We start from the raw sequence: 10,420 nt of genomic DNA on the forward strand, positions 1-10,420 counted from the left end.
GTGGTGGACGCCTTCGGCGCACAGAGCGGGTTCCTGGTGTCGGTGGCGGCGGGCGCAATCGCGCTGGTCATCGTGCTCGCCGGCCAGCGCAGCCTTGCCACGGCGGATTGCGACACCTCCGCATGCGACGCAGCCGCGGTTCCTGCCGAATAGTCTCTATGCGTCCGGTCCCGAGCGGGGCCGGACGCATGCCGGCGATCGCTAGACCAGCCTAAAGGATCTCGGTCCTGGCGATGTGAATGCCGAAACCTTCCAACCCGACATAATGGCGCTCGCGCGAGGCGATCAGGTTGATCGAGGAAATGCCCAGATCCTTCAAGATTTGCGCGCCGAGGCCGATCTCGCGCCATTCGTTTTCGCGGCGGCGCGCCTCTTCATGGTCCTCGCGGTCTTCGGCAGCCGGCCGCTTGCGTTCCTGATGGGCGACGCCTACCGAGCCTTCACGCAGATAGACGATGACACCGCGCCGGCGCTCGCCCATCGATTTCATGATGCCTTCCAGCCGGTGGCTGGTGCCGAAAACATCGCTCACCACGTCCTCGGAATGCAGCCGCACCGGCACCTCTTCGCCGTCGCGGATGTCGCCGAAGACGATCGCCACATGGTGCATCGAGTCCCACGGCAGCGTATAGGTGAAGACCTGCGCCTTGCCGCCAGGCGTGTCGATGTCCGAACAGGCGACACGCTCGACCAGCGTTTCCTTGCGCTGGCGGTAAGCGATGAGGTCGGCGACCGAAATCTGCTTCAAACCGTTCTTTTCGGCGAAGGCCTGCACCTGCGGGCCGCGCATCACGGTGCCGTCATCATTGACCAGCTCGGAAATGACGCCGACCGGCGGCAGGCCGGCGAGCTTGCACAGGTCGACCGCGGCTTCGGTATGGCCCGAACGCATCAGCACGCCGCCTTCGCGCGCGATCAGCGGAAAGATGTGACCGGGGCGGACGAAATCGGAAGCGCCGACATTGCCGTTGGCAAGATTGCGCACAGTCAATGTGCGGTCGTCAGCCGAAATGCCTGTTGTGGTGCCGTGCTTGAAATCGACGCTGACGGTGAATGCGGTGGTGTGGGCCGAATCATTGTCGGCGACCATCGGCGAGAGATTCAGGCGCTTGGCTTCCTCGCGCGGCATCGGCGTGCAGACGATCCCGGAGGTGTTGCGGACGATGAACGCCATCTTCTCCGGCGTGCAATGGACAGCGGCGACGATCAGATCACCCTCGTTCTCGCGCCCGTCATCGTCCATAACGACGACGATCTCGCCGCGTTCGAAGGCGCGCAGGGCTTCGACGATCTTCTTCTGGTCGTAAGACATGGGCTCGCTTCGCTCGCAGGGTAGTAGGGGAATAGGGCAGTACGGGAGTAGGGAAAAGGAAAAAATTGCTGTCGCGGGAGCTGTGTAACAAACTCCCCTACTCCCCTACTCCCTCCCTGTCTGTCCCCGATGACGCAGATAGTGATCGGCGATCGCGCAGGCAACCATCGCCTCGCCGATCGGCACGGCGCGGATGCCGACGCACGGATCGTGCCGGCCCTTGGTCATGATCTCGACGTCATTGCCGTCCTTGTCGATCGACTTTCGCGGGGTCAGGATCGACGAAGTTGGCTTGACGGCAAAGCGCGCGACGATCGCCTGGCCGGTCGAGATGCCGCCGAGGATGCCACCGGCATTGTTGGACAGGAAGACCGGCTTGCCGTCATTGCCCATGCGCATCTCGTCGGCATTCTCTTCGCCGGTGATGCGGGCGGCCTCGAAGCCATTACCGATCTCGACACCCTTGACGGCGTTGATCGACATCAGGCCTGAGGCGATGTCCTGGTCGAGCTTGGCGTAGATCGGCGCGCCGAGGCCTGCCGGAACGCCGTCGGCGACGATCTCGATGACCGCACCGACCGACGAACCCGCCTTGCGGATACCGTCGAGATACGTGGTGAACACGGCGACCGATGCCGGATCGGGCGTGAAGAATGGATTTTCGGCGTCGCCAACGAAATTCCAATTCCAGTTGGCGCGGTCGATCGATTTTTCGCCCATCGACACCAGCGCGCCGCGCACGATCATGCCGGGCACGACCTTGCGGGCCAAGGCTCCTGCCGCCACCCGCGCCGCCGTCTCGCGGGCCGAAGAGCGGCCGCCACCGCGATAATCGCGCAGGCCGTATTTGGTTTCATAGGTATAATCGGCATGACCCGGCCGATACTGGCGGGCGATCTCGCCATAGTCCTTGGAACGCTGGTCGACATTCTCGATCAGCATCGACACCGGCGTGCCGGTGGTGATCATGGTCTCGCCGTCCTCATCCAGGATGAAGCCGGACAGGACCTTAACCTCGTCGGGTTCGCGACGCTGCGTCACAAAACGCGATTGACCCGGGCGGCGCTTGTCGAGTTCTGCCTGGACCTCTGCGCGCGTGAAGCGGATGCCGGGTGGACAGCCGTCGACCACGCAGCCGAGCGCCGCGCCATGGCTTTCGCCCCAGGTGGTGACGCGGAAAAGATGGCCAAACGTATTGTGAGACATGAAAACCAGCCCTGCCGGCATCGAAGCCGGGCTTGCGCATGACCCTGAAAATCGGAGCGACTTTCGGAAAGGATCCTGCGCAAAATCAAAAACGCTACAGCGTCCTTTGCACGTCAGGACGCGCGGCGCTGTAGTTTGCGTTCTATTGGCGTTTTTTGCAGTGGTCAAACTGTGATCCGGCGGATTTAGTTTTGACACATTCGGTTGGTTTCTGGTCAGCTCCATCTGCCCGTTGAACACCCGCCGCCACCGTGCCGGCGCAATGATAAGAGGACGATGATGCGTATCCTGATCGGCGCCGTTGCCGCCACATTGCTGATTTCGACTGCCGCCTTCGCCGGCCAAACCGAAGGCCTGATCAAAGAGGTCGACAAGGACACGTTGACGCTGACACTCGACGACGGCAAATCCTACAAGCTGAATGCCGAAACCGACCTTGAAGCGCTGAAACCCGGCATGGATATCGTGATCGCCTATGACGAGACAAACGGCGAGAACGTCATCACCGACATGCAATTGCCCGACAGCGATTCAACCGAATAGAGTCTTTCCGGCTGCCCCATCCCCAAGGCGCGGATGAAGTCCGTTTGAGCATGATCTTGTCCGAACCCTCGGTTCATGGTCTTGGTCAAAACTCATTCATCTGGCCTCACGCCTTCGTTCGCGACACACTGCGCTTAGGCGCAGTCAGACCTACGGGCCAAAAGTGCTGATAAAGGCGCGAGTCTGGATGGACCCCGCCCTTGCTTGGCCTTGCTTGTTTGAAGCTCAACCACCGGCGCACCGCACTGCGGTGTAGCTGTCGAGTGCACGATACGCCTTGCCGGCGCTCCTACTGAGAAGTAGTTCGCCCCCGCGCAGCGTCCGGTTCGACTTGCCCCATCATCCTTTTGGTTTCTTGCCACGTGTGCTCGGACAGACGGTCTGTTCATATAGGAATTCAGCATTCTCGCCTCAGTGATTGCGCGCCGTTCGCCGGCAGAAGGCATCCACGCGACCGATCTCCCCAGTGCTTCCGCTTCGAGAGGTATAAGGCTCGTCGATAGGTCCGATCCAGCTATCGAATTTCAATCCGAAGCGCACAACCCGTAACCAAGGTCCACCGACAACCACAAGGACCTCAACAATCATGACCTTCCGTATCCTTCTCGGCTCGGCCGCCATAAGCTTGCTGCTCGGTGCGGCCGTGCCGGCTTTGTCCGAAAGCGCGGCTCCCAACGCTACTGCCGCTTACTCGCAAACCCCTGACACTTACGCGTTTCCGCTCGGCGACCTCGGCATCATTGCTTTGTCCGACGGCACCGTTCCGCAGGACCTGCACGCCCTCCTGACAGGGACATCACCTGCCGAGGTCGACGCGCACCTCAACCACGCCTTCTTGTCCAACCCGGTGGAAGCTTCCATCAACGCCTTCCTGATCCGGGACGGCGCGCGGCTCACCCTTGTCGACACAGGTTCGGGGCAACTCTTCGGGCCAGGCTACGGCGGGAAGCTGCGGGACAGCCTCGCCAGCATCGGTGTCGTGCCGCAGGACATCACCGACATCCTCATCACTCATATCCACACCGACCATACCGGTGGCCTTGTCGCCGACGGCAAGCCCGTGTTCGCCAATGCAACGGTTCACGTCGGAGCACCCGATCTCACTTTCTTCCTGGACGCGTCGAACTCGGAAAAAACAGGCTACGCCCGCCAGTACTTCGACGAGGCCGAAAAGACGATCGGCGTCTATCAGCGGGCGGGCAAGGTCAGGACGTTCTCCGACGACGAAACAGTCCTCCCGGGAATCGTGGCGACGCTGCATCCCGGTCACACGCCAGGCAGCGCCTTCTTCACGGTATCGAGCAAGGGGCATTCGATCGCCTTTATCGGCGACGTCATCCACGTCGCGGCCGTGCAGTTTCCCGATCCCGCTGTCACCATCTTATACGATGTCAACCCGGAAGAGGCGGCAGCAGTGCGGCAGAAGACCTTTTCGGCCTTCGCGGACACTCGCCAACTCGTTGCCGCGCCTCACCTCCCGTTCCCCGGCGTCGGGCACATCCGCGCCGAGGGCGGCGGCTCGTTCACCTGGCAGCCAGCCGAGTACCGGAACCGTGAAGAAAGCCAATGGCAGTAGACTCAGGGCCGAGGCCGCAAGGGGCAAGCGATCACCAGGCCCGCTTAGCGGCCTTGGGCCCGCGCCGTCTGAAACACCTGTTCACGCAGCCAGCCATGAGCGGGATCGCCGCTCATGCGCTGATGCCAGAAGGCGGACATCTGGAACTTGGCGAGGGCCAGGGGAGGCTCGAAGAGATCGAGCGACGTGGTGAAGCGCTGCAGGAAACGGCGCGGCAGGGTGCAGATGCAGTCGCTGCCCATCAGCACCAAAGGGGCAAGCGCATAGCTCTGGATAGAGACCGAGACCTGGCGCTCACGTCCGATAGCGGCCAGCGCCTCGTCGATCATGCCGGAGAAGCTGCCTCCACTGGTCGAGATCAGGAGGTGGTCAAGCGAGCAGAACTCATCCAGATCGAAGGGCTTGCTACCCCTTGGATGATCCTTGCGCTGTGCTGTGACGAACGCTTCGTCGAACAGTGTCCTTCCGATCAGTCCATCCGCTACGTCCTCTGCCGCGCCGATGAAGAGATCGATGTCACCCTGCTCTAGGTGAGCGGCGATCCGGGCTTTGTCCGGAAGCACAAAAGCGAGGCGGATGTGAGGTGCCTTGGCCTTCAGGAAAGGGATGAGCTCCGGTGCGAGGATGGCCGCCGGATTGTCCGTTGCGGCGATCCGGAAGACGCGGCGGCTGGTGGCGGGATCGAAGAACTGCGCCACGTTGGCGAACTCGCGCAATCGCTCGATCAGCTTGGCGAGTTCGGGCTGGAGCGCGGCGGCGTGCGGTGTCGGCACCATCCCGCGGCCGGATGATGCCGGGATCAAGAGTTGGTCGCCAAACAACTGCCGCAGCCGAAGCAAACGAGCGGAAAGAGCGGGTTGCGTGATGCCGAGCCGAGCTGCGGCATGGGTGACGTTCCGTTCTTTCAGAAGAGCATCGAGCGTTAGGAGCAGCCCCCCGTCGATCTCGAGCATACGTTCGCGCAATTGAGCTCGTCCCTCAGGTTAAAGCAGCATGGATCCACTGCCGGGACTCCTCGTATCGCACTGTTGGCTTACGGGCAAAGCGGTGCCCTCCCGTGCTTTGACCGGCCTGCGAGTTCGTTAGCCCCGGCAAGCGCGCTCGAGGTCCGCGAGTATGATCTTCTTCGTCTTGTACATCACCTGAAGAACCCGCGCGGCTTGTCCCGTCGGGATCCCCCAGCATTTGCAGCAATGTCCGCCTTCGAGAGCCGTACGAATGCCGTCAACCTCCGCTGGCCGCTTCTCCAGAATGGCGGCTTTTGAGACGGCATTCTGGCTTGGCAATGGCTGCTTCGGGTCTAACTGGCGTCGTCCCGACTCGGCATCCCCGACTTGGCATTCCCCGACTTGGCATCCCCGACTTGGCATCAATGTCCGGAAGTGGCTGAACTTGCTCGTGATCGGATTTCGCCCCTTAGAACCACTCCAAGCGTCGTCCTTCTAGTCTGAGCAAGCGATCCTGCGGCACATCCAGGTTTGCGGCTTCTTTCTCGGGCATTCCCAGCACCATGCGGAACAGGGCGCGCACGACGCCGCCATGGGTCACGCAGACCGTCTGGCGGTCCAGCGCGTCGAACCACGGCTTTATCCGTTCGAGCAGCATTTGATAGCTTTCGGCGCCCTCGCCGGGCGGCAGGAAATTCCATTTGTCGAAGCGCCTCTCCCTGGCCGAGCCCAAATGCCGGGCCTTGAGTTCGGGAAAGGTGAAACCCTGCCAGTCGCCGAAACTCATTTCGACAAGGCGGGGATCGGTGCGGTAAGCCTGCGGATCGAGCTTCATCGCAGCGCGGATGCGCTCCATGGTCTCGCGCGTCCGCCGCATCGGGCTGGCGACAAAGTCGAAATCTCCAGGGTTATGAACGAATTCGCCCAGCCGAAGACCGTTGCGAGTCGCCTGCTCGCGGCCGAGCGCGTTGAGGTCGGTGTCGGCCTGTCCTTGCAGCCGGGCCTCGGCGTTCCATTCCGTCTGGCCATGGCGCGCGATGTAGACGAGCGGATACATCAGGTCATCCGGAGAGCAGGCGGAAAGCGGGAGAGTTCGAAGGGGTCTATTCCTTGACGGTCGAAATATCAGGCGCGTCGACCGCCTTCATGCCAACGACGTGATAGCCGGAATCGACATGGTGGATCTCGCCGGTGACGCCGCGTGAAAGGCCGGACAGAAAATAGACGGCTGAATCGCCGACTTCCTCCTGCGTCACCGTCTGCTTCAGCGGTGAATTGTATTCATTCCACTTCAAGATGTAGCGAAAATCGCCGATGCCCGAGGCGGCCAGCGTCTTGATCGGACCGGCGGAGATGGCGTTGACGCGGATTTTCTTGGCGCCGAGGTCGACGGCCAGATAGCGCACGCTGGCTTCAAGCGCCGCCTTGGCGACACCCATGACGTTGTAGTGCGGCATCACTTTTTCGGCACCGTAATAGGTCAGCGTCAGCAGCGAGCCGCCATCGGTCATCAGCGCCTCGGCGCGCTTGGCGATGGTGGTGAAGGAATAGACCGAAATGTCCATGGTGCGCAGGAAATTGTCGCGCGTCGTCTCGACATAGCGGCCTGTCAGTTCGTCCTTGTCGGAAAAGGCGATGGCGTGGACGAGAAAATCGAGCTTGCCCCAATGCTTAGCGATGTCGTCGAAGACCGCATCGAGCGTTGCCGGATCGGTCACGTCGCAATGGCCGGCGACATGGGCGTTGAGTTCCGCCGCCAGCGGCTCGACGCGCTTCTTGAACGCCTCGCCCTGATAGGTCAGCGCAATCTCGGCGCCGTGGTCGACGCACGCCTTGGCGATGCCATAAGCGATCGACCGATTGTTCGCGACGCCAAGCACAAGCCCGCGCTTGCCGGCCATAATGCCTTGTCCACCCGCCATGTGAGCGCTCTCCGCAAGATTTTCTGCTTTGTGGAGAGCCTATCGCACAGGCACAGAGCCCCTTCAAGCGCTCAAAACGGACAGTTCAGGGGACAAAAGCGTCGCTCTGCAGCGCCGCGCGTCCTTTTGGACGCGCAACGGACCGCTGTAGCACTAACCTTGCGCACGATCTTTTCCGAAAAATCGATTCCGACTTTTGCTACGCTGACCTTCGGTTCGGGGTCATGTGCTAGCGTTTTCGGTTGCGCATCAACGCTTCGAGTTCGCTGTCGCCACCTTCAGGCAGCATCAGCCGCACATGCGCGTAGAGATCGCCGTGACCGCCAACTTTTTCCGGTAGGCCCCTGCCCTTCAGCCGCAGGACCTTGTCCGAGCTCGACCAGGCGGGAACGTTGACCGCAAGCTTGCCGGTCGGCGTTTCGACCGCCACCTTGGCGCCCAGCACGGCATCCGCCAGTGCAACCGGCAGGTCGGCATGGAGGTCGCGGCCTTCGACACGATAGCGCGGATGGCGGCGGAAGCGGATTTTGACCAGCGCGTCGCCCGGCTGCCCCGGCCCTTGCTCGCCCTGGCCTTTCAGCCGGATGGTCTGGCCGTCCTCGACATAGGCTGGCAGCTTGACGGCGACCTTGCGTCCGTCGGGGAACATCGCCGTCACTTTCTCCGCGGTCGCCGCTTCCTCGATGGTGACGTCGAGCGTCACGTTCAGGTCGGCGCCGGACGGCGCCTGCCGGCCGGCACCCATGCCGGCACCGCGAGAGAAGGTCTCGCCGAAGATCTGGCTGAAGATGTCGCTGTTGCCGTCGAACGGATCGCCGCCCGGACGGCTTGAGCGAAACTCGAAGCGCGAGCCGCCCGGTCCTTGCTGCCGACGGAAGCCGGCGAACGGATCGGCGCCGCCCGCGGCACCTTCGAAGCCCTGGAAACGCGGCTTGCCGTCGGCGTCGATCTCGCCGCGATCGAAAGCCGCACGGTTCTTCTCGTCGCCGACGATCTCGTAAGCCTGGTTGGCCGCGGCAAACCGCTCCTTCGCCTTGGGATCCGGATTCTGGTCCGGATGATACTCCTTGGCGAGTTTGCGGTACGCCGATTTTATGTCCTTGGCCGATGCGTTCTTAGCAACGCCCAGCACCTCATAGGGGTCGCGCATGCTTCCTGCCCTGGAGAAGGAGTGAGTCCACGATTGCCATCTATATGCGCTCGCATAGGAAGAAATTCCAGTGGCGCGCGGTCATATGATGGCGGAAAATCAGAGCGCTTTGAAGTCCTGCATCCGCCAAGCGCCGGCGCCGGCCAGGCACACCTCGCCCTTGAACAGCGCGACGCCGTCGAAGCTTTCGCGCGATGCGGTGAAGCGGCGGCAAAGCTGGCCGTTGTCCCTAGACTCCGCCAGTTCCGTGATCGAGCCGCGCGAACCGGTATCGGAATTCGCCCAGGGAACGGCCTGCCCGCCAAGTTCCTGGATATCGGCGGAAGACACCGCGTTGCGGATTGTCGTTTGGTCCGAGGCGCGATCCTGATCGATCGGCGAGGCAGAAGCAGGGGTGCTGCTGGTGAGGATTGTACGGTCGACCTCCGCCTGCTCCAAACTGAAGCCGCCGGCACCGCAGCCGGCAAGCGGCAAGGCTACCAGCACCATCGCGACCTTGACCGCAGCCTGGGCGCTGGCCGAAGCAATAAGGCTCCATTGCCTGCTGTCAAAAGGTTGCGCGATACGCGACAATCGGCAATCTCCCCAGCCGGCAACAGAATTTGGAAAAACTATGAGCGAGACTGAGTTAACAAGCGGTGACTTTACCGAGGCTGCCGAGCCATTCCGCCTCTTTGCCGCATGGCTCGACGATGCGACGAAGAGTGAGATCAACGATCCCAACGGCGTGGCGCTGGCGACGGTCGATGCCGAGGGCATGCCGAATGTGCGGATGGTGCTGCTCAAGGGATTCGATGAAAGCGGATTTGTCTTCTATACGAATTTCGAGAGCGCCAAGAGCCGTGAGATTCTTGGCAGCATGAAGGCGGCGATGTGCTTCCACTGGAAATCGCTGCGCCGGCAGGTTCGTGTGCGCGGGCCGGTGGAGATCGTCACCGAGGCGGAAGCGGACGCCTATTATGCGACGCGCCCGCGCGGCAGCCGCATTGGCGCCTGGGCGTCGAAGCAATCGCGGCCGCTGGAGAGCCGCTTCGCACTGGAAAAAGCGGTTGCCGAATACACGGCGCGCTATGCGATCGGCGAAATTCCGCGACCGAAACACTGGTCGGGCTTCCGTATCGTGCCGCAGACGATCGAGTTCTGGCACGACCGGCCTTTCCGATTGCACGACCGCGTCGTCTTTTCCCGCAACGCCAATGGCGGCTGGGACAAGACAAGGCTTTATCCCTGACCTTTTTGAGGACCGTGCGGCAAGATATGATTTCATGCCGCTCCGTTCGCAAAAAGGGTGAACCATGAGCCTGTTCCTGGCATTCCTCGGCGTCTCGTTCGTCGTCCTCGCCACACCCGGGCCGGACACGGCCATCACCATTCGCAACGCACTTCTCGGCGGGCGCGCCGGCGGCGTTTTCACCGCGCTCGGCATCGCCGGCGGTCAGACGATCTGGGCATTGGCCACCAGCGCCGGCATTGTCGCCCTGCTCGTCGCTTCGGAGCCGCTTTTCCTCGCCGTCAAATATGCCGGTGCTGCCTATCTCGTCTATCTCGGCGTCAAGGCACTGCAAGAGGCGCTGCGGCCGTCCCACCAGGCGGAGGCGCTGGCCGTCGCCAAGCCTTCGCGACGATTGACGGCGGCAAGCGCATTTCGGCAGGGCCTGATCAGCGATCTCGGCAATCCAAAGATGGCCGTGTTCTTCGCCAGCCTTTTGCCCCAATTCGTGCCGCCGGGCCAGGAAAGCTTCGCGGCGTTGCTTGGTCTCGGAG

General features: G+C 62.2%; 11 protein-coding genes and 1 pseudogene. 5 read left to right on the forward strand and 7 right to left on the reverse strand.

The window, feature by feature from the left end:
• Nucleotides 1–153: pseudogene (locus E5W87_RS21590) on the forward strand (MFS transporter); the annotation flags it as partial.
• A gap of 58 nt (nucleotides 154–211) precedes the next feature.
• On the opposite strand, the gene ribB reads toward E5W87_RS21590, so the two are convergent.
• Entirely contained in the window at nucleotides 212–1,312 is a 1,101-nt protein-coding gene (gene ribB / locus E5W87_RS21595) for a 3,4-dihydroxy-2-butanone-4-phosphate synthase (RefSeq protein WP_292401974.1), read from the reverse strand.
• 105 nt (nucleotides 1,313–1,417) lie between these two features.
• On the reverse strand, nucleotides 1,418–2,518 hold the full coding sequence (gene aroC / locus E5W87_RS21600; RefSeq protein ID WP_292401977.1) for a chorismate synthase: 1,101 nt from the start codon (nucleotides 2,516–2,518) through the stop codon (nucleotides 1,418–1,420).
• A 279-nt stretch (nucleotides 2,519–2,797) separates the two neighbouring features.
• On the opposite strand from aroC, the gene E5W87_RS21605 reads away from it, so the two are divergent.
• Both E5W87_RS21605 and E5W87_RS21610 read left to right on the forward strand, forming a co-directional pair.
• On the forward strand, nucleotides 2,798–3,061 hold the full coding sequence (locus E5W87_RS21605) for a DUF1344 domain-containing protein (RefSeq protein WP_128242504.1): 264 nt from the start codon (nucleotides 2,798–2,800) through the stop codon (nucleotides 3,059–3,061).
• A 586-nt stretch (nucleotides 3,062–3,647) separates the two neighbouring features.
• Nucleotides 3,648–4,637: an MBL fold metallo-hydrolase gene (locus E5W87_RS21610; RefSeq protein ID WP_292401979.1), complete on the forward strand. Its 990-nt coding sequence runs from the start codon at nucleotides 3,648–3,650 to the stop codon at nucleotides 4,635–4,637.
• Between the two features lie 44 nt (nucleotides 4,638–4,681).
• Here the strand turns inward: E5W87_RS21610 and E5W87_RS21615 are convergent, their stop codons facing one another.
• The 5 genes from E5W87_RS21615 to E5W87_RS21635 all read right to left on the reverse strand — a co-directional run bounded on the left by E5W87_RS21615 (nucleotide 4,682) and on the right by E5W87_RS21635 (nucleotide 9,229).
• Nucleotides 4,682–5,590 (reverse strand): LysR family transcriptional regulator, encoded by a 909-nt coding sequence (locus tag E5W87_RS21615; protein WP_292401982.1) that lies wholly within the window; start codon nucleotides 5,588–5,590, stop codon nucleotides 4,682–4,684.
• A 463-nt stretch (nucleotides 5,591–6,053) separates the two neighbouring features.
• Complete coding sequence (locus E5W87_RS21620) at nucleotides 6,054–6,641, reverse strand: histidine phosphatase family protein (protein WP_292401984.1); 588 nt, start codon at nucleotides 6,639–6,641, stop codon at nucleotides 6,054–6,056.
• A gap of 46 nt (nucleotides 6,642–6,687) precedes the next feature.
• The gene (gene fabI, locus E5W87_RS21625) at nucleotides 6,688–7,506 is read right to left on the reverse strand and encodes an enoyl-ACP reductase FabI (RefSeq protein ID WP_292401987.1); all 819 of its coding nucleotides are present in this window, start codon (nucleotides 7,504–7,506) and stop codon (nucleotides 6,688–6,690) included.
• Nucleotides 7,507–7,735: 229 nt separating this feature from the next.
• Nucleotides 7,736–8,656: a DnaJ C-terminal domain-containing protein gene (locus E5W87_RS21630; protein WP_292401989.1), complete on the reverse strand. Its 921-nt coding sequence runs from the start codon at nucleotides 8,654–8,656 to the stop codon at nucleotides 7,736–7,738.
• A 99-nt stretch (nucleotides 8,657–8,755) separates the two neighbouring features.
• Nucleotides 8,756–9,229 (reverse strand): RT0821/Lpp0805 family surface protein, encoded by a 474-nt coding sequence (locus E5W87_RS21635; RefSeq protein WP_292401991.1) that lies wholly within the window; start codon nucleotides 9,227–9,229, stop codon nucleotides 8,756–8,758.
• 40 nt (nucleotides 9,230–9,269) lie between these two features.
• On the opposite strand from E5W87_RS21635, the gene pdxH reads away from it, so the two are divergent.
• Both pdxH and E5W87_RS21645 read left to right on the forward strand, forming a co-directional pair.
• Entirely contained in the window at nucleotides 9,270–9,887 is a 618-nt protein-coding gene (gene pdxH, locus E5W87_RS21640; protein WP_292401994.1) for a pyridoxamine 5'-phosphate oxidase, read from the forward strand.
• Between the two features lie 64 nt (nucleotides 9,888–9,951).
• Nucleotides 9,952–10,420: LysE family translocator (locus tag E5W87_RS21645; protein WP_292401996.1), on the forward strand; the 469-nt coding region annotated here is incomplete at its 3' end.

Origin of the sequence: Mesorhizobium sp. (assembly GCF_004962925.1) — a bacterium.
Classification (GTDB): Bacteria; Pseudomonadota; Alphaproteobacteria; order Rhizobiales; family Rhizobiaceae; genus Mesorhizobium.